Source organism: Streptomyces sp. Root1310 (assembly GCF_001426425.1).
Taxonomy (GTDB): domain Bacteria; phylum Actinomycetota; class Actinomycetes; order Streptomycetales; family Streptomycetaceae; genus Streptomyces.
Window position 1 is genome coordinate 207792 of record NZ_LMEQ01000004.1, and the last position, 17607, is coordinate 225398.

Annotated in this window: 16 protein-coding genes and 1 pseudogene; 8 read left to right on the forward strand and 9 right to left on the reverse strand. The window is 72.7% G+C overall.

Annotated features, from left to right (window positions below; all coding sequences use genetic code 11):
* Positions 1–7: 7 nt before the first annotated feature.
* Positions 8–745, reverse strand: coding sequence for a MerR family transcriptional regulator (locus ASD48_RS13465; RefSeq protein WP_057601841.1), 738 nt, complete (start codon positions 743–745; stop codon positions 8–10).
* Positions 746–879: 134 nt separating this feature from the next.
* Here ASD48_RS13465 and ASD48_RS13470 point away from each other — a divergent pair.
* The 3 genes and pseudogenes from ASD48_RS13470 to ASD48_RS13480 form a co-directional block, all read left to right on the forward strand.
* Positions 880–1119: pseudogene (locus ASD48_RS13470) on the forward strand (L-asparagine permease); the annotation flags it as partial.
* A gap of 84 nt (positions 1120–1203) precedes the next feature.
* Positions 1204–1686 (forward strand): macro domain-containing protein, encoded by a 483-nt coding sequence (locus tag ASD48_RS13475; protein WP_057601802.1) that lies wholly within the window; start codon positions 1204–1206, stop codon positions 1684–1686.
* Between the two features lie 5 nt (positions 1687–1691).
* Positions 1692–2675, forward strand: coding sequence for an adenosine kinase (locus ASD48_RS13480; protein WP_242432584.1), 984 nt, complete (start codon positions 1692–1694; stop codon positions 2673–2675).
* A 36-nt stretch (positions 2676–2711) separates the two neighbouring features.
* Here ASD48_RS13480 and ASD48_RS44180 read toward each other — a convergent pair whose 3' ends face one another.
* Positions 2712–2885 (reverse strand): hypothetical protein, encoded by a 174-nt coding sequence (locus tag ASD48_RS44180; RefSeq protein ID WP_157880625.1) that lies wholly within the window; start codon positions 2883–2885, stop codon positions 2712–2714.
* A gap of 106 nt (positions 2886–2991) precedes the next feature.
* Entirely contained in the window at positions 2992–4500 is a 1509-nt protein-coding gene (locus ASD48_RS13485) for a M1 family metallopeptidase (RefSeq protein ID WP_199875780.1), read from the reverse strand.
* Positions 4501–4701: 201 nt separating this feature from the next.
* On the opposite strand from ASD48_RS13485, the gene ASD48_RS13490 reads away from it, so the two are divergent.
* Positions 4702–6645, forward strand: coding sequence for a Xaa-Pro dipeptidyl-peptidase (locus ASD48_RS13490; protein ID WP_057601804.1), 1944 nt, complete (start codon positions 4702–4704; stop codon positions 6643–6645).
* Between the two features lie 14 nt (positions 6646–6659).
* Here ASD48_RS13490 and ASD48_RS13495 read toward each other — a convergent pair whose 3' ends face one another.
* Positions 6660–7622 carry an FAD-dependent oxidoreductase gene (locus ASD48_RS13495; protein ID WP_057601805.1) on the reverse strand — a complete coding sequence of 321 codons (963 nt, stop codon included), beginning with the start codon at positions 7620–7622 and terminating at the stop codon, positions 6660–6662.
* A gap of 95 nt (positions 7623–7717) precedes the next feature.
* Between ASD48_RS13495 and ASD48_RS13500 the strand changes: the two genes are divergently transcribed.
* Entirely contained in the window at positions 7718–9358 is a 1641-nt protein-coding gene (locus tag ASD48_RS13500; RefSeq protein WP_057601806.1) for an ABC-F family ATP-binding cassette domain-containing protein, read from the forward strand.
* Positions 9359–9456: 98 nt separating this feature from the next.
* On the opposite strand, the gene ASD48_RS13505 is transcribed toward ASD48_RS13500, so the two are convergent.
* Together ASD48_RS13505 and ASD48_RS45960 are read right to left on the reverse strand one after the other, a co-directional pair.
* Complete coding sequence (locus tag ASD48_RS13505) at positions 9457–11868, reverse strand: Tex family protein (RefSeq protein ID WP_057601807.1); 2412 nt, start codon at positions 11866–11868, stop codon at positions 9457–9459.
* 81 nt (positions 11869–11949) lie between these two features.
* Complete coding sequence (locus ASD48_RS45960) at positions 11950–12081, reverse strand: LPFR motif small protein (protein WP_020129452.1); 132 nt, start codon at positions 12079–12081, stop codon at positions 11950–11952.
* A gap of 161 nt (positions 12082–12242) precedes the next feature.
* Here ASD48_RS45960 and ASD48_RS13510 point away from each other — a divergent pair, with 161 nt between their 5' ends.
* Together ASD48_RS13510 and ASD48_RS13515 are read left to right on the forward strand one after the other, a co-directional pair.
* The gene (locus tag ASD48_RS13510; protein ID WP_057601808.1) at positions 12243–13214 is read left to right on the forward strand and encodes a GlxA family transcriptional regulator; all 972 of its coding nucleotides are present in this window, start codon (positions 12243–12245) and stop codon (positions 13212–13214) included.
* 29 nt (positions 13215–13243) lie between these two features.
* Positions 13244–13879 carry a DJ-1/PfpI family protein gene (locus ASD48_RS13515; RefSeq protein WP_057601809.1) on the forward strand — a complete coding sequence of 212 codons (636 nt, stop codon included), beginning with the start codon at positions 13244–13246 and terminating at the stop codon, positions 13877–13879.
* On the opposite strand, the gene ASD48_RS13520 is transcribed toward ASD48_RS13515, so the two are convergent.
* Positions 13866–14615, reverse strand: coding sequence for an enoyl-CoA hydratase-related protein (locus ASD48_RS13520; protein WP_057601810.1), 750 nt, complete (start codon positions 14613–14615; stop codon positions 13866–13868). The two genes, ASD48_RS13515 and ASD48_RS13520, sit on opposite strands and share 14 nt — an antisense overlap.
* A gap of 329 nt (positions 14616–14944) precedes the next feature.
* On the opposite strand from ASD48_RS13520, the gene ASD48_RS13525 reads away from it, so the two are divergent.
* Positions 14945–15472 (forward strand): ATP-binding protein, encoded by a 528-nt coding sequence (locus ASD48_RS13525; RefSeq protein WP_057601843.1) that lies wholly within the window; start codon positions 14945–14947, stop codon positions 15470–15472.
* A gap of 3 nt (positions 15473–15475) precedes the next feature.
* Here ASD48_RS13525 and idi read toward each other — a convergent pair whose 3' ends face one another.
* Together idi and ASD48_RS13535 are read right to left on the reverse strand one after the other, a co-directional pair.
* The gene (gene idi, locus ASD48_RS13530; RefSeq protein ID WP_057601811.1) at positions 15476–16069 is read right to left on the reverse strand and encodes an isopentenyl-diphosphate Delta-isomerase; all 594 of its coding nucleotides are present in this window, start codon (positions 16067–16069) and stop codon (positions 15476–15478) included.
* Between the two features lie 187 nt (positions 16070–16256).
* Positions 16257–17198 carry a cation diffusion facilitator family transporter gene (locus tag ASD48_RS13535; protein WP_057601812.1) on the reverse strand — a complete coding sequence of 314 codons (942 nt, stop codon included), beginning with the start codon at positions 17196–17198 and terminating at the stop codon, positions 16257–16259.
* Between the last annotated feature and the right edge of the window lie 409 nt (positions 17199–17607).

The window sequence follows — 17607 nt, forward strand, 5'->3', positions numbered from 1 at the left end:
CCGTCCGTCACGGGGAGCCGTCCGCCGGCGGCTCCCCGAGCCACTCCCGCAGCTCCTGGGTCAGCGACCGCTGGAAGGCCGTCAGCAGCGCCTGGACGACCAGGGGCTGCATGTGCGCCGACAGCGACCTCACCGCCTGCGCGTCGCGCTGCGGCACCTCCTCGCGCAGCAGCCGCGACAACTCGTGGGCCGCGGAGCGCGCGTGGTCGAGCAGGACGGTCCGGGCCGCGAGGATCGCCTCCGGCGACAGCGGCACGTCGAGGAGCCGCACACCCAGCCTCAGCAGCCCCGCGTCGACGCGGTACGCGTCCTCGCCGTCCGGTTCGCCGTCCGGTTCGTCGGCCCCCAGCACGCCCATCGCGGCGAGCCGGTCCACGTCCTCCTCGCTGAGCGCCCGCCCGGCCCGCCGCTGCAGCTCCGCGCGCGGCACCGTCTCCACGGCGTCCGGCGCCCACGAGGCCACCACGGCCCGGTGCACGGCGAGGTCGTGGGCGTCGAGACCGGGCGGCAGCCGGTCCAGATAGCGTTCGATCGCCGCCAGCGTCAGGCCCTGCCGGCGCAGCTCCTCGATCAGCGCCAGGCGCGCGAGATGACCGGCACCGTAGTGCCCCACCCGGCGCGGACCGATGACCGGCGGCGGCAGCAGCCCCCTGGTGCCGTAGAACCGCACGGTCCGCACCGTGACCCCCGCCCGGGCGGCCAGCTCGTCGACCGTGAGGGCCGGATCCTCGGTCTCGATCGTCATGTGCAGCAGTATCGCTGTCACACCGGTGCTGTGAAACCGGTCGGCTCCTGGTGGGCACCGTGTGCGAAGCGACGCGCTGTGACATGGCCCACCGCATGCCCGCCGGTGCCTCCGGCGGTCTCCGCGGCGCGCCAGGCCTCGTCACCCGTCCCGGCTTCCGGCTCCCCGGCAGGCCGGTCACGGAGATCGTCACGATCGCCTTCCTGGTCGCCGTCCTCGGCCTGATGGGGAACGACCCCGAGGTCGGCCGCAAGACGCTCCTGCTGATCCCGGTGATCGCAGCCGCACTGGTCGGCGGCTGGTACGCGGTCCGCGGCAGGGTGTCCCGGGCCGCGGACGCCGAACTGACGGAGCTGTCCCGGCCCACGCGGTAGCCGGCGGGGCGGCACGCGGGACGCGGGACGCGGACGAAGCGGCAGGCCGGGGCCGTTGTCAGTGGCATCGCCTACGGTGGCGTCATGTCGGAGATCACTTACGTCCGGGGGGACGCCACCGCTCCGTCGGTGAAGGGTGTCAAGGTGATCGCCCATGTCTGCAACGACCTCGGGGGATGGGGCAAGGGCTTCGTCCTGGCGCTGTCCCGCCGCTGGCCGGAGCCGGAGGCCGCCTACCGTGCCTGGCACCGCGAGCGCGCCTCGAACGACTTCGGCCTGGGCGCGCTCCAGCTGGTCCGGGTGAAGCCCGACGTCTGGGTCGCCAACATGATCGGCCAGCGCGGTACCCGGACGGGGAGCAAGGGCGTTCCGGTCCGTTATCCGGCGATCGACACCGCCCTGGCCCGCCTCGCCGACCACGCGATCGAACTCGGCGCGTCGGTGCACATGCCCCGGATAGGCTGCGGTCTGGCCGGAGGCAAGTGGTCCCGCGTCGAGCCGCTCGTCACCGAGCGGCTGGTCGGGCGGGGCGTCGCGGTGACGGTGTACGACCACGGGGAGGGGTAGCGCACATGGGCGCCGACGACGGAATCACCCGGAGCACGAGCACCGGGAGCACGCGCACCGGGAGCGCGGCCACCGAGCACGCCGAGGACATCGACGTCCTGGTCCTGGGCGGGGCGGGCGTGGACACGATCGTGTACGTGCCGGAGCTGCCGCTTCCGTACGCCGACAGCTACATGATCGACGCCGGGATCCGCGCCCGCGCCGGGCAGACCGGCGACTTCGTCGCGCTGGGCCTCGCCGCCCTCGGCCTGCGCACCCACCACCTCGACTTCCTGGGCGACGACCCCGAGGGGGACCTGGTCCGCGCCCTGCACCGGGACAAGGACATCGCCCTCACCGCGATCCCGCAGCCCGCCGGGACCAAGCGGGCGGTCAACCTGGTCGGCCCGGACGGGCGGCGGCTGTCGCTGTACGACAACAGCCGCGGGCGCCCGGACGACCGCTTCCCCGAGGACACCCTGCGGACGCTGGCCGCCGCGAGCCGCCACGCGCACGTGTCCATCACCCACCCCGGTGCCGAGGCCCTGCCCGCCCTGCGCGAGGCGGGCGTGGGCAGCATCTCCACGGACCTGCACAACTGGGACGGGGAGAACCCCTACCACGAGGCCTTCGCCTACGAGGCGGACGTCGTCTTCGTCTCCGTGACCGCCCTGACCGACCCGGAGACGACCATGCGCCGCATCGCCGAACGGGGCCGCGCCGAGGTGGTCGTCGCCACGGCCGGTGCCAAAGGCGCCTACCTGCTCACCGACGGCGAGCTGACCCACGTCCCGGCCGCCGTCCCGCCCGGCCCGGTGGTCGACTCCAACGGCGCGGGGGACGCCTTCGCGTCCGCTTTCCTCTTCGGCCGGCTGCGCGGCGAGCCGCCGTACCGGTGCGCCGAGTACGGCGCGCTGGCCGGCGCGTACGCCTGCACGGTGCCGGCCACGGAGAGCGCCGCCCTGACGCGCGACGCGCTCCTGGCCCGGGCGGCGGCCACCGGGCGGTAGCGCGTGTCCGGGCCAGGAGCAGGGCGGGCCTCGGCGTCAGTTCCGCCCGCGTCTCACGGCGGTGAGTCCGATCACGCCGACGATGGCGAGGGGCGCGCCCACCAGGCTCAGTAGCGGTATCCCCGCGATCAGGCCGATGCCGACGCCCAGTGCCCCGACGCCGGTCAGGACCCTCCACACGCCCTCGTTGCCGCTCTGTGTGCCCGTCATGACGCTCTCCCCGCTTCCGCCGCGATTCCGTCCCCCCTTGCTACCCCAAGTCATCGGATATCAGACGGGAGTTCGGAATGGCGGGCGCCCGCGGGCGGCGACGAGGTCAGTGCTCGTGCACGTCGTTCGTCGCCGCGATCTTCTTCCAGGACCTCGGCTGCGCGGGAGCGGCCGGCACCTTCGCGGCCGGCACCTTCGCGACCGACGCCGTCCGTGCCGCGGGCGCGGCCGGCTTCGCCGGCTGGAACAGCCAGGTGTCGAAGAGGGAGCCCAGTTCCTTCCCGGAGATCTGCTCCGCGTACGTCTGGAAGTCGGCGACGCTCGCGTTGCCGTACGCGTGCTTCGTCGGCCAGCCCTTCAGGACGGCGAAGAAGGCGTCGTCACCGATCTCGTCGCGCAGCGCCTGGACCGCCAGCGCGCCCCGGTCGTAGACGGCGATGTCGAACTGGTTCGCCGCGCCCGGGTCGCCGGGCTTCACCGTCCAGAACGCGTCGTCTGCCGGGTGCGAGGCGTACACGTAGTCCGCGAGTTCCTGCGCCGTGCCCTCGCCCTCGTGCTCGGACCACAGCCACTGCGCGTACCGGGCGAAGCCCTCGTTCAGCCAGATGTCCTTCCACCCCGCCACGGACACGAGGTCGCCGTACCACTGGTGCGCCAACTCGTGCACTACCACCGAGACGTTGGAGCCGTTCGCGAACTGCCGGGGGCTGTAGAAGGGCCGGGTCTGCGTCTCCAGCGCGTATCCGGTGTTGGTGTTCGGCACGTACCCGCCGAGCGCGTTGAAGGGGTACGGCCCGAAGTACCCGCTCAGCCAGTCGGCGATCTCCCCGGTCCGCTCGACGCTCGCCCGCACCGCGCCGGCGTTGTCGCCGAGGTCCTTGCTGTAGGCGTTCACGACCGGGATGCCGCTCTCGGTCGTCCCGGTCGTGATGTCGAACTTCCCGACGGCGAGGGTGGCCAGATAGGTGGCCTGGGGCTTGTTGGACCGCCAGTTGTAGCGGGTCCAGCCCAGCCGTGAACTCGTGGACTGGAGCGTTCCGTTGGAGATCGCCTGCGAGCCGTCGGGCACCAGCACCGAGACGTCGTAGGTGGCCTTGTCGAGCGGGTGGTCGTTGCTGGGGAACCACCACCAGGCCGCCTCCGGCTCGTTCGCGCCGACGCCGCCGTCCGCGGTGCGGTGCCAACTGGTGAAGCCGTACGCCTGCTTCGACGACGGGATCCCGCTGTACCGCACCACGACCGTGACCGTCGCGCCCTTCGCCAGCGGCGTCTTCGGCGTGATCTCCAGCTCGTGCTCGCCCGAGGTCGTGAACGCCGCCACGGCGCCGTTGACCCGTACCTCGCTCACGTCGAGCAGGAAGTCCAGATCGAACCGGGACAGGTCCTGCGTGGTCTTCGCCAGGATCGTCGCCGTCCCCTCCAACTCGTCCGTGGACGGCTGGTACTTCAGCCGCAGGTCGTAGTGGGAGACGTCGTATCCGCCGTTGCCGTACGCCGGGTAGTAGGGGTCGCCGATGCCCGGGGCGCCGGGGGAGGCGCTCGCGGCCGATGCCGGGATCGCCAGCAGGACGGACGCGGCAGCGAGTGCGCCCGGCGCGATGATTCTGCGGTGCACGAAAGCTCCAAGTCGTAGATTCACGCGGTCTGTTCGGAGCCTATTGACTCCCTGTGTCCCAGGGCCTGCCCACCGCCACCCCTGTCACACGATCGCCATTCGGCCGTCATCGCCAGTCCCTCCGCAGGGGCGTGTTCCGGCCACAGCGGACCCACAGCTGCCCTCTTCTGCGCGGGAGTTGACCCGGGTACCGTCCCGCGCATGTCGACACGCATGCGCTTCACGACCTGGAGACCGCTCGCGACCGCCGCCATCACCCTCCTGGTGGCCGCCTTCCTCACCCCGGCCGCGGCCCACGGCGCCCCGCGCGAAAGCCGGCCCGTGTATTCGTACGAGAACGCCGTCCGCGAGGCCGTCTGGGTCGACACCGGACTCGACGGCGACAGCGACGGGAAGACGGACCGCGTCGCCGTCGACATCGTCCGCCCCCGCGAACCCGCCGCACAGGGCCGCAAGGTGCCCGTCATCATGGACGCCAGCCCCTACTACTCCTGCTGCGGACGCGGCAACGACAGCCAGCGCAAGACGTACGACGCCGCCGGAAACGTCGTGCAGATGCCGCTCTTCTACGACAACTACTTCGTGCCGCGCGGATACGCCTTCGTCGGCGTCGACCTGGCCGGCACCAACCGCTCCGACGGCTGTGTCGACGTCGGGGGACGCTCCGACATCCAGTCCGCCAAGGCCGTCGTCGACTGGCTGAACGGCCGTGCCAGGGCGTACACCACCCGCACCGGCGCCACGACCGCCGAGGCCGGCTGGACCAACGGCAGAACCGGCATGATCGGCAAGAGCTGGGACGGCACCATAGCCAACGGCGTGGCGGCCACCGGCGTGAAGGGCCTGAGGACCATCGTCCCGATCGCCGCCATCTCCTCCTGGTACGACTACTACTTCGCCCAGGGCGCCCCCCTCTACGACTCCGGACCCGACTGGCTCTCCGACTACGTCGACAGCCCCGAAGCCCGCGCCAGGTGCGCCGCCGTCCAGCGAAGACTCGTCGACGAGGCCCCGCGCACCGGCGACCTGACGCCGCTGTGGACCGAGCGCGACTACGTCGAGGACGCGCGCAAGGTGAAGGCGAGCGTCTTCCTCGTCCACGGCCTGCAGGACCTCAACGTCCGCACCAAGCACCTCGGTCAGTGGTGGGACGCCCTCGCGAAGAACGGGGTGGAGCGCAAGATCTGGCTCTCCCAGACCGGCCACGTCGACCCCTTCGACTTCCGCCGAGCCGCCTGGGTGGACACCCTGCACCGCTGGTTCGACCACGAACTCCTCGGCTACGACAACGGCATCGACCGCGCACCCATGGCCGACATCGAACGCCACCCCGACCGATGGGTCACCTCCGCCGTCTGGCCGCCGCACGGCACCCGGACCGCCACCCTGCGCCCCTCCACCGGCGTCGCGCCCGGCGTCGGCACCCTCGGCCTGCGCAAGGGCACGGGCACCGCCGTCTTCACCGACGACCCGCGGCTCGACGAGACCGAGTGGGCCGCGCAGATCGACACCCCGACCCCCGGCAAGGCCGGATTCGTCACCGGGCCCCTCACCCGTGACCTGCGCCTGTCCGGTTCCTCCCAGGTCACCGTCACCGCCACGCCCACCACTGCGACGGCCCACCTCAGCGCCGTCCTCGTCGACCTCGGCCCCGACACCGTCCGCGACTACGCGGCGAGCGGCGAGGGCATCAGCACGCTCACCGACCGCACCTGCTGGGGCGCGAGCAGCACGGGCGACAGCGCCTGCTTCCGCGAGACCGCCGCCAGGACCGCCGACGTCGGCCGGACGGTCGTCAGCCGCGGCTGGGCCGACCTCGGCACCTACGCCGACCCCGGCAAGGGCGTTCCGCTCACCCCGGGCAGGGCGTACACCCTCACCCTCGACCTGGCGGCCACCGACCATGTCGTCCCGGCCGGTCACCGGCTCGCCCTGATCGTCGCGGGCACCGACCGGGACCTCATCGACCCACCCGCCGACACCCCCACCCTCACCCTGGACCTGTCCCGCACCTCGGCCCGCGTCCCGTTCGTCGGAGGCGCCGACGCCTTCGCCCGCGCCACGTCCGCAGCGGCGGCGGCCGCGCCCGGCGACCGGTCCCCGGACGGCCTACGGACACCGCACCGCACGCACCGGATCCCGTAGCGCCGCGAGCGCGGTCAGGAGGCGGCCGGGAGCACCAGGGCGGCCGCCTCCTCCGCACAGCCCCACGCCACCGTCACGCCCGCCCCGCCGTGTCCGTAGTGGTGCACCACCGGCCGCCCGTCCGGCAGCACGGCCCGCTCCAGCCGCACCGTGCCCCGGACCGGCCGCAGCCCGACCCGGTGCTCCAGGATCCGCGCCCCGGCGACCTCCGGCCGCAGGGCCGCGCAGCGCCGCACGATCGCCTCGGCCACCTTCGGATCCGGCTCGAGCGACCACACGTCGTCCTGTGCCGTACCGCCCAGCAGCAACCGCCCCGGGTGCGGGAACAGATAGGCCGTCTCGCCGTCCGGGCCGGTGGAGACGAGCCAGGTGTCGACGCCGGGGTTCTCCACGACGACGAGCTGCCCCCGTACGGGCCGCACCGACGGGTCCGCCGCCAGCCGTCCGGCGTCCAGCCCCGTGCAGTTCACCACCACCGGCGCCCGGGCCTCCGCCAGGTCGGTCACCGTGCGCTCCTCGACCGTGCCGCCGGCCCGCAGCAGCCGCTGCCGGAGCCAGGGCAGATAGGCCGACATGTCGATCAGCGGCAGCCGGGCCCGGACGCCGGGCCCCGCGCCGTACTCACGCGCCGTCGTCCGGCGCAGCCCGGCCAGCCGGCCCGCCGCCCAGCCCTGGACCTCGTCCAGCTCCGTCTCGCCCAGAATCCCGTCGACCAGGCGCACACCGGTCTCACCGGGCCGCTCGGCGAGCTCCTCGTAGATCTCCAGCGAGCGCAGCGCCCACGTGCGCGCCCGCGCCATCGGCTCGATGTGGTACGGCCACCACAGCGCGCCGGCCACGGCCGAGGTCGTCCGCTCGACCGGATCGCGCGTCCAGACCCGGACCCGCAGGCCGCGCTCGGCGAGCACGACGGCCGTCGCCAGCCCGATGACCCCGCCACCGACCACGATCACATCGCCGCTCAACCGAGTGTCCACGCCCGGACGTTAACCGACCGCACCGCCGCACAGCGAGATCGCGCCGGAATCCGGCGCGACCGCACCCCCGCACGGCCACTAGGATCTACGACCTGATGACTGCCACCCTCGTCGCCAAGAACCTCGCCGCCGGCCACGGCGACCGCTCCCTCTTCTCCGGGCTCGACCTCGTCGTCGCCCCCGGGGACGTGATCGGGCTGGTCGGTGCCAACGGCGCGGGCAAGTCCACCCTGCTGAAGCTGCTCGCCGGGCTCACCTCGCCCGAGCAGGGCGAGCTCAGGCTCTCCCCGCCGACCGCGAGCGTCGGCCATCTGCCCCAGGAACCGGAGCGCCGCCCGGGCGAGAGCGTGCGGGACTTCCTCGCCCGCCGCACCGGCGTCGCCGAGGCACAGCGCACCATGGACGAGGCCACCCAGGCCCTGGTCGACGGAGCGCCCGGCGCCGACGACGCCTATGCGACGAGCCTCGAGCGCTGGCTCGACCTCGGCGGCGCCGACCTCGACGAGCGCGCCGCGGAGGTCACCGACTCGCTCGGCCTCGGAGTCGGCCTCGACCAGCCGATGACTTCGCTGTCCGGCGGTCAGGCCGCCCGCGCGGGCCTCGCCTCCCTCCTGCTCTCCCGCTACGACGTCTTCCTCCTCGACGAGCCGACCAACGACCTCGACCTCGACGGCCTGGAGCGCCTGGAACGCTTCGTGAAGGGGCTGCGCGCCGGGACCGTCGTCGTCAGCCACGACCGCGAGTTCCTCACCCGCACGGTCACCAAGGTCCTCGAGCTGGACCTCGCCCAGCAGCAGATCAACCTCTACGGCGGCGGCTACGACGCCTACCTGGAGGAGCGGGACGTGGCCCGCCGGCACGCCCGTGAGGACTTCGAGGAGTACGCCGACAAGAGGTCGGCCCTCCAGGACCGCGCGCAGACCCAGCGCTCCTGGATGGACAAGGGCGTGAAGAACGCGCGCCGCAAGGCGGGCAACGACAACGACAAGATCGGCCGCAAGTTCCGCAGCGAGGCCAGCGAGAAGCAGGCCGCGAAGGCCCGGCAGACCCAGCGCATGATCGAGCGCCTGGAGACCGTCGAGGAACCGCGCAAGGAGTGGGAACTGCGCATGGAGATCGCGTCCGCGCCACGCTCCGGCGCGGTGGTCGCCACCCTGCGCGAGGCCGAGGTGCGGCGCGGTGACTTCACCTTCGGGCCGGTGTCCCTGCAGATCGACTGGGCCGACCGGGTCGCGGTCACCGGAGCCAACGGCGCCGGCAAGTCGACCCTCCTCGGCGCGCTCCTCGGCCGGGTCCCGCTGGACGCCGGACAGGCCAGCCTGGGCTCGGGCGTCCTGGTGGGCGAGGTCGACCAGGCGCGGCAGCTGTTCCACGGGCCCGAGTCCCTGCTGGACGCGTTCCGCGCGGCCGTGCCCGGCACCGAACCGGCCGAGGTGCGCACCCTGCTGGCCAAGTTCGGCCTGAAGTCGGACCATGTGACGCGCGCGGCGGCCACCCTGTCACCCGGCGAACGCACCCGCGCGGCCCTCGCGCTGCTCCAGGGCCGGGGCGTCAACCTCCTGGTCCTGGACGAGCCGACGAACCACCTCGACCTCCCTGCCATCGAGCAGCTGGAGTCGGCCCTCGACGCCTACGAGGGCACGCTGCTCCTGGTCACCCACGACCGGCGCATGCTGGACGCGGTCCACGTCACGCGCCGCCTGGAGGTCGCCGACGGCAAGGTGACCGAGCGCTAGGCCGTGTCCGCGGGCACCCCGGGCAGTTCCCGTTTCCACGAGGACTGGCCGGGACTGCCGGGGCCCGGCGGGCCGGGCCCCGGTGTGCTGCCGCGCTGTCAGCGCCTGCCCTTCTTGGGGTCGACGAGGCCCGCCCGGCGCAGTGCGTCGGCCATCGCGCTGTTGCCCGGCGGGGGAGCCTGGCGCGAACCGCCACCGCCACCGCCTCCGCCGCGCTGGCCGCCCTGCTGCTGCCGCTGCTGCGGCGGACGTCCGCCGCCCCGCTGCGGCCGGCCTCCGCCTGAGGGCTGGCCCTGGCCGCCGCCCTGCGGGGCCGCCTCGTCGTCCAGCCGCAGCGTCAGCGAGATCCGCTTGCGCGGGATGTCGACGTCGAGAACCTTCACCTTGACGATGTCACCGGGCTTGACGACGTCCCTGGGGTCCTTGACGAACGTCTTCGACAGCGCGGACACGTGCGCCAGGCCATCCTGGTGGACACCGACGTCGATGAACGCCCCGAAGGCCGCCACGTTCGTCACGACCCCCTCCAGGACCATCCCGGACGACAGGTCGGAGATCTTCTCCACGCCCTCCTTGAAGGTGGCCGTCTTGAAGGCGGGCCGCGGGTCGCGCCCGGGCTTCTCCAGCTCCTTGAGGATGTCCGTGACGGTCGGCAGACCGAACGTCTCGTCCACGAAGTCCGTAGGCCGCAGCGAGCGCAGCACACCCGTGTTGCCGATGAGGGACGCCACCTGCTGGCCGGAGGTCTTCACCATGCGCCGCACCACCGGGTACGCCTCCGGGTGCACGCTGGAGGAGTCCAGCGGGTCGCTGCCGCCGCGGATGCGCAGGAAGCCCGCGCACTGCTCGTACGCCTTCGGGCCGAGCCGGGCCACCTTCTTCAGCTCGGAACGGGAGGTGAAGGGCCCGTTGGCGTCCCGGTGCGCCACGATGTTCTCGGCGAGTCCGGTGGAGATGCCGGACACCCGGGAGAGGAGCCGCGCCGAGGCCGTGTTGACGTCCACGCCCACGCCGTTCACACAGTCCTCCACCACCGCGTCCAGCGAACGCGACAGCTTCACCTCGGACAGGTCGTGCTGGTACTGGCCGACACCGATCGACTTGGGGTCGATCTTCACCAGCTCGGCGAGCGGATCCTGGAGCCGGCGCGCGATCGACACGGCGCCGCGCAGCGACACGTCCATGTCGGGCAGTTCCTGGGAGGCGAAGGCGGAGGCCGAGTACACGGAGGCGCCCGCCTCGGACACCATCACCTTGGTGAGATCCAGCTCCGGGTGCCTGGTGATGAGTTCACCGGCGAGCTTGTCGGTCTCCCGGGACGCCGTGCCGTTGCCGATGGCGATCAGGTCGACCGTGTGCTCCTTCGCCAGCCGCGCGAGCTTGGCGATCGCCTCGTCCCACTTGTTCGCCGGGACGTGCGGGTAGATCACGTCCGTGGCGACGACCTTGCCGGTCGCGTCCACCACGGCGACCTTCACGCCCGTACGGAAGCCCGGGTCCAGGCCCAGCGTCGCGCGCGTGCCGGCCGGCGCGGCGAGCAGCAGGTCGCGGAGGTTGGCGGCGAAGACGTCGACGGCCTCGTCCTCGGCGGCCGTCCGCAGCCGCAGCCGCAGGTCGATGCCGAGATGGACGAGGAGGCGGGTGCGCCACGCCCAGCGGACGGTGTCCGTCAGCCACTTGTCGCCCGGCCGGCCGCGGTCGGCGATGCCGAAGCGGCTCGCCACGATCCCCTCGTACGAGGAGGGACCGGGCTGCTCGGAGGGCTCCTCCGGCTCCAGGACGAGGTCGAGGACCTCCTCCTTCTCGCCGCGCAGCATCGCCAGGACGCGATGCGAGGGCAGCGCGGTGAACGGCTCGGCGAAGTCGAAGTAGTCGGCGAACTTCGCGCCCGCCTCCTCCTTGCCGTCGCGCACCTTGGCGGCCAGCCGCCCGCGCTTCCACATGCGCTCGCGCAGCTCGCCGATCAGGTCGGCGTCCTCCGAGAACCGCTCGGTGAGGATCGCCCGCGCGCCGTCCAGCGCGGCCTGCGGATCGGCGACGCCCTTGTCGGCGTCGACGAACGCGGCGGCCGCCGCGAGCGGATCGACCGACGGGTCGCCGAGCAGCCCCTCGGCGAGCGGTTCGAGGCCCGCCTCGCGCGCGATCTGCGCCTTGGTGCGCCGCTTGGGCTTGAACGGCAGGTAGATGTCCTCCAGCCGCGCCTTGGTCTCGGCGCCGAGGATCTGCGCCCGGAGCGCGTCGGTGAGCTTGCCCTGCTCGCCCACCGACTCCAGGATCGCCGTCCGCCGCTCCTCCAGCTCCCGCAGGTAGCGCAGCCGCTCCTCGATCGTGCGCAGCTGCGCGTCGTCGAGCATCTCGGTCGCTTCCTTGCGGTAGCGGGCGATGAAGGGCACCGTCGAGCCGCCGTCGAGCAGCTCCACGGCGGCCTTCACCTGCCGCTGCCGTACGCCGAGTTCCTCGGCGATCCTGCCTTCGATGGACCCTACTTCGATGGACCCGGGTGTCGTCACGATCCCGTACCGCCTTCTCCACTGAGGTTGCGCGGCAATTGTGGCAGGTGACACCGACACTCGGGGATCAGGGCGCGGTCATCAGGCCCTGCGGCTCCTGGTGGAGCCCGAGGCCCCGCCGAAGAGCCGGGCAAGCGCCCGGAAAGGCAGCGTCACCACGGTGGCGACGGCGCCACCGATCTGGCGCAGGACGTCTGCGATCGCACGGAACACGAGCTTCCCCTTTGCGTTCTTCCACGTTCTCGGTCGCCGGCCGCTCCGGCCGGCAAGGACCGGGTACCTCGAGATCGCCGGGCCATGCCGGCCGGTCATGGCAGGAAAGGTGGGGAACCCGTCATTGCCGCCGTTCGCCCCGCCCGAGAAGAATCGTCCCCATGCCGCAGCGAACCGTTCCCACCGTTCTCATCGTGCTCTTCGACGGAGTCCAGAGCCTCGACGTGACGGGGCCCCTGGAGGTCTTCGCGGGCGCCGAGCGGCACACCCCGGGCACCTACCGGATCCGTACGGCCTCCCTGGACGGCACTCCCGTGCGCACCTCCAGCGGGCTGACCCTCGTACCGGACGAGGCACTCACGGGCGCGGGCGACCCGCACACGCTGCTCGTCCCCGGCGGCCGGGGCACCCGCCGCCCGCAGATCACGCCGCTGACGGACTGGCTGCGGGTGCACGCCCCGCGCGCGGAGCGCCTCGTCTCCGTCTGCACCGGCGCGACGCTGCTCGCCGCCGCGGGCCTGCTGGACGGCCGGCGGGCGACGACCCACTGGGCGTACTGCGACCGGCTCGCCCGCGACCACCCGGCCGTGCGGGTCGACCCGGACCCGATCTACGTCCGGGACGGGCACGTCCACACCTCGGCCGGGGTCACCTCCGGCATCGACCTGGCCCTCGCCCTGGTCGAGGAGGACCTCGGCCGCGACGCGGCGCTGACGATCGCCCGCCACCTGGTCGTCTTTCTCCGCCGACCCGGTAACCAGGCGCAGTTCAGCGCGCAGCTGGCCGCCCAGACGGCCGAGCGCGCACCCCTGCGGGAGGTCCAGCACTGGATCACCGAGCATCCCGCCGCCGACCTGAGCGTCGAGTCGCTCGCCGCCCGCGCCCTGCTCTCCCCGCGCCACTTCGCCCGCGCCTTCCGCGACGAGACCGGCATGACGCCCGGCCGCTATGTCGACCGGGTCCGCCTGGAGCACGCCCGCCGCCTGCTGGAGGACACGGCCGACGGCGTCGAGGAGATCTCCCGCGCCAGCGGCTACGGGACACCCGAGGCCATGCGGCGCGCCTTCGTCAAGGCGCTCGGGACGCCCCCGGCGGAGTACCGCCGCCGGTTCCGCCCCGCACCCGTCCACTGAAGCCCCAAGAGCCCGTCCGAGAGGAACCCATGCAGATCGCCGTCGTCGTCTACGACCGCTTCACCGCTCTCGACGCCGTGGGCCCGTACGAGATGCTCTCCCGCGCCCCGGGCGCGGAGATCGTCTTCATGGCCGAGGAGAGAGGGCCCGTCCGCACGGAGACCGGCTTCCTGGCCGTCACCGCCGACCGGGCGCTGTCCGAGGTCTCCGCCCCCGACATCGTGATCGTCTCCGGGGGGCCCGGCCAGAGCGCGCTGATGGACCACGAGCCCCTGCTCGACTGGCTCCGCGCCGCCGACGCCACCAGCACCTGGACGACGTCCGTGTGCTCCGGCTCCCTGCTGCTCGCCGCCGCGGGGCTCCTCGAAGGCCGCCGGGCCGCCTCCCACTGGCTGGCCCTGGAGCAGCTGGAGGCCTTCGGCGCCGAGCCGACCGGCGAGCGCGTCGTCTTCGACGGCAAGTACGTCACCGCGGCCGGCGTCTCGTCCGGCATCGACATGGGACTCGCCCTGCTCGGCCGGATCGCGGGCGACGACCACGCCCGGGCCGTGCAACTGGCCACGGAGTACGACCCGCAGCCGCCCTACGACGCGGGCGCCCCGCACAAGGCGCCCGCCCACCTCGTCGAGCAGCTGCGCGCCCGCAGCCGCTTCATCCTGACGTAGTCCAGGTGAAGCGCGGCTCCCTGCGCTCCAGGAACGCGGCGACGCCCTCCGCGGTGTCGCCGCTGCCGCGCGCCTGCGCGCTCCAGTGGCCGTCCCGGTCCCCGCGGCCGTTCGCGAACTCCTTGGCGGCGGCCTGCGTCAGCTGCGAGCGGGACACCAGTACCCGGGTGAACTCCGCGACCCGCTCCTCGAGTCCGTCGACGGGCAGCACCTCGTCGACCAGACCGGTGCGCAACGCCCGCTCGGTGTCTATCAACTCACCGGAGAACAGCAGGTACTTGGCGGTGGCCGGGCCGACCAGGGACACCAGGCGCCGGGTGGCGGTGGACGGGTAGACGATGCCGAGCTTCGCCGGTGTCACCCCGAACCGGGCGCCCTCCTCGGCGAACCGCAGGTCGCAGGCCGCGGCGAGCTGGGCGCCGCCGCCGACGCAGTGCCCCCGGACCGCCGCCAGGGTCGGCTTCGGGAACGCCGCCAGGGCCTCCTCGGCCCGCACCGCCAGCTCCTGCGCCTCCTCCGGCGACTCCCGGAGCGTGGAGATGTCGGCCCCCGCGCAGAAGGTGCCGCCCGCGCCGGTCAGCACCAGCGCCCGCACCGCGGGGTCGGCGGCCAGCGTGTCGAGCAACGGGGGCAGCGCCGCCCACATCGCGGCTGTCATGGCGTTGCGCTTCGCCGGGTGGTGCAGGACGACGGTGGCGACCGCGTCGGTGACGCCGTGCAGCAGATCGGGCTCCATGCTCCGGATGCTAGCCACCGGCTCCTCCGCATGATCGGTGCGGCCGATGTGAGAGGCGCGACACCGGCGGCAAAGGGAACCAGAGCCGATCAAAGGGAACCAATGACGGCCAAAGGGGAGGAGCGGCGCCGCCGAACCCGTACAACCCGAAGAGTGCGCGAAGTCGGCGCGGAGAGGACAGAAAACGGTCCCGCGGTCGACTCCGTCATCCGGGGCCGGTCGGAAACGTTCGATAACTGCTGACTTCTGTTCAGTCATCCGGAGGGGAGCGCCTCGGTACCAACACTGCACGTGTGGTGACAATCGAGCGCGAGGGTGGCGACCGGACGATGGACGATCAAGGGCGCGGGCCCGACCCACGCCCAGAGGGCGCCCCGGGCGAACCCTCCGAACCCTCCGCTTCCTCCACGGAGGCCGGGCCCCGGCCGCTGCCCTACGAAGGCGTCTGGCGGTTCACCGCGCCGGCCGTGGACGCCTCGGTCCCGCAGGCGCGACACGCCGTGCGGGACCTGCTGTACCGCCAGGGGGTGCCGGTCTCCGAGGATCTGGCCCAGGGGCTCCTGCTGATCGTCTCCGAGCTGGTGACCAACGCCGTCCGGCACGCGGCGGTGCTGTCGCCGGTGCTCGCCGTGGAAGTGGCGGTCGGGGCCGAGTGGGTGCGGGTGTCGGTGGAGGACAACCATCCCTACCGTCCGACCGCCCTGGAGGCCGACCACGGTCGCACGGGCGGCCGGGGACTGCTGCTGGTGCGGGAGATCACCCTGGAGGCGGGCGGGGTCTGCGACGTCGAGCACACGTCGGGCGGCGGCAAGGTGATCTGGGCCGCCCTGCCGCTGAAGCCCGTGCGGGTGCCCTGAGGGTCACCAGCCGGCCGACGGCCCCGTCAGCTCTCTGACCGCCGGGCGGGCGGCGTCCAGGACGGTCATGAACCAGGACGAGAACACGTCCGCGGCATGCCGCTCCGCCAGCTCGGCGGGCGTCACGAAGGCCGTGTCGCCGACCTCCTCCGCGTCCGGCCGCAGCGGGGACTGCACCAGCCCCACGAACAGGTGGTTGTACTCCTGCTCGACCAGACCCGACTCCGGGTCCGGGTGGTTGTAGCGGACCGTGCCCGCCTCGGCGAGCAGCGACGGGGAGACCCCGAGCTCCTCGAAGGTGCGCCGCGCGGCCGCCGCGAACGGTGCCTCACCGGGGTAGGGGTGACCGCAGCAGGTGTTGGACCACACCCCGGGGGAGTGGTACTTGCCGAGCGCCCGCTGCTGGAGCAGCAGCCGGCCCCGCTCGTCGAAGAGGAACACGGAGAAGGCGCGGTGCAGCTGCCCCGGCGGCTGATGGGCGGCCAGCTTCTCCGCGGTGCCGATCGTGACGCCGTTCTCGTCGACCAGCTCCAGCAAGATCGCGTCCGCGGTGCCGTTCGGCGACGTCTGTGTCGCGGTGGCAGGTGTGATCGGCATACCCATCCTTAGCATCGGTCCTCGCGTCCCCAGTCTGCCGTACGCGTCCGGCACTCCCGGCACTTCGCGCGAAAGCGCGCATGTCCCGCACGGCAAGGGGCCCGGTAGGTGATCTTGCCCGGCGCCGGGATCGGAGAACCGTCCGGAACGTGTGTGCGGATCATGCGGCGCGGGCGTCGGCGCGCGCTCAGTGGCAGAGCCGGGCCTCGTGTTCCGCGTGCCCGCTCGGCTCCAGCTGGAAGGTGCAGTGCTCCACGTCGAAGTGGTGGCCCAGGCAGCCCTGGAGCTCGTGCAGCATCTTCTCGTGGCCGATCGCGTTCAGCGCGTCCGAGCGCACCACCACGTGCGCCGACAGCACCGGCATCCCGGAGGTGATGGTCCACGCGTGCAGATCGTGGACGTCCTCCACCCCGTCCAGGGCGAGTATGTGGGAGCGCACCTCCGCCATGTCGACGTCCTTGGGGGCCGACTCCAGCAGCACGTCGAGCGTCTCGCGCAGCAGCTTCACGGTGCGCGGCACGATCATCAGGCCGATGACGAGCGAGGCGATCGGGTCGGCGGTCTGCCAGCCGGTGGTCAGGATCACCACCGCCGAGATCAGCACCGCCACCGACCCCAGGGCGTCCGCCGCCACCTCCAGGAACGCCCCGCGCACGTTCAGGCTCTCGGCCTGGCCGCGCATCAGCAGCGACATCGAGATCACGTTCGCGACCAGACCGAACGCGCCGAACCAGATCATCAGCCCGCCCTCGGTGGTGGCGGGGGTGAAGAACCGCTGGACGGCCTCGAACAGGACGTAGCCGCCCACCCCGAGCAGCAGCAGACAGTTGGCGAGGGCGGCCAGGATCTCGGCGCGGGCCAGTCCGAAGGTGCGGTTGGCGCTCGGCGGCCGGTTGGCGAACTGGATGGCCAGCAGCGCCATGCCCAGCCCCAGCGCGTCCGTCGCCATGTGCGCGGCGTCCGCGATCAGCGCGAGGGAGTCCGCGAGCACCCCGCCGACGATCTCGACGACCATGACGGCGAGCGTGATCGACAGGGCGACGCGCAGTCTGCCCCGGTACGCCGCCGCGGCCGTCGCGGTGGCCGGCACGTGGGTGTGCGTATGGCCGTGGTCGTGCCCAGCCCCCATGGAAGCAGCCCTTCTGTGGTCCGTCGTGGGCCGTCGCGTTCTGCCCCGCGATCACAGTGAACTACGGGTGGGGGGTATCCGGCAACGCGGCACTGAACACCGTTGTCATGTGCCCTGACCTGCGAAAACGAATCGCAGGTCAGCGCGTCCCCGCCTGCTGCTCGCCGTGGATGCGGCCGTCGGCCCCGGCACGGCGGGAGGCCGCCCGGGGCCGCGAAGCGCTCCGCGGCCTTGTCGCGACCCCGGTCGCGGCACCCGTGGGGGACGCGTTCCGTACCCCTGGTGCCCGGAAGTCACCGGGATATCCGTTCCGGCGGTGATGAGGCATGTCATGCCGGAAGTTCCCGTCCCGACCGGTACGGGCACACCGGGCCGGTGGACAATGTCCTGGATGTCGGCTCTCGGGGGC

What these genes read in the sequence shown, in the direction of transcription:
- ASD48_RS13490 (WP_057601804.1), top strand. Translation starts at nt 4,702, where the DNA reads ATGTCGACACGCATGCGCTTCACGACCTGGAGACCGCTCGCGACCGCC.
- ASD48_RS13535 (WP_057601812.1), bottom strand. Translation starts at nt 17,198, where the DNA reads ATGGGGGCTGGGCACGACCACGGCCATACGCACACCCACGTGCCGGCC.
- ASD48_RS13510 (WP_057601808.1), top strand. Translation starts at nt 12,243, where the DNA reads ATGCCGCAGCGAACCGTTCCCACCGTTCTCATCGTGCTCTTCGACGGA.
- ASD48_RS13525 (WP_057601843.1), top strand. Translation starts at nt 14,945, where the DNA reads ATGGACGATCAAGGGCGCGGGCCCGACCCACGCCCAGAGGGCGCCCCG.
- ASD48_RS13475 (WP_057601802.1), top strand. Translation starts at nt 1,204, where the DNA reads ATGTCGGAGATCACTTACGTCCGGGGGGACGCCACCGCTCCGTCGGTG.
- ASD48_RS13515 (WP_057601809.1), top strand. Translation starts at nt 13,244, where the DNA reads ATGCAGATCGCCGTCGTCGTCTACGACCGCTTCACCGCTCTCGACGCC.
- ASD48_RS44180 (WP_157880625.1), bottom strand. Translation starts at nt 2,885, where the DNA reads ATGACGGGCACACAGAGCGGCAACGAGGGCGTGTGGAGGGTCCTGACC.
- ASD48_RS13480 (WP_242432584.1), top strand. Translation starts at nt 1,692, where the DNA reads ATGGGCGCCGACGACGGAATCACCCGGAGCACGAGCACCGGGAGCACG.
- ASD48_RS13520 (WP_057601810.1), bottom strand. Translation starts at nt 14,615, where the DNA reads ATGGAGCCCGATCTGCTGCACGGCGTCACCGACGCGGTCGCCACCGTC.
- ASD48_RS13500 (WP_057601806.1), top strand. Translation starts at nt 7,718, where the DNA reads ATGACTGCCACCCTCGTCGCCAAGAACCTCGCCGCCGGCCACGGCGAC.
- ASD48_RS13465 (WP_057601841.1), bottom strand. Translation starts at nt 745, where the DNA reads ATGACGATCGAGACCGAGGATCCGGCCCTCACGGTCGACGAGCTGGCC.
- idi (WP_057601811.1), bottom strand. Translation starts at nt 16,069, where the DNA reads ATGCCGATCACACCTGCCACCGCGACACAGACGTCGCCGAACGGCACC.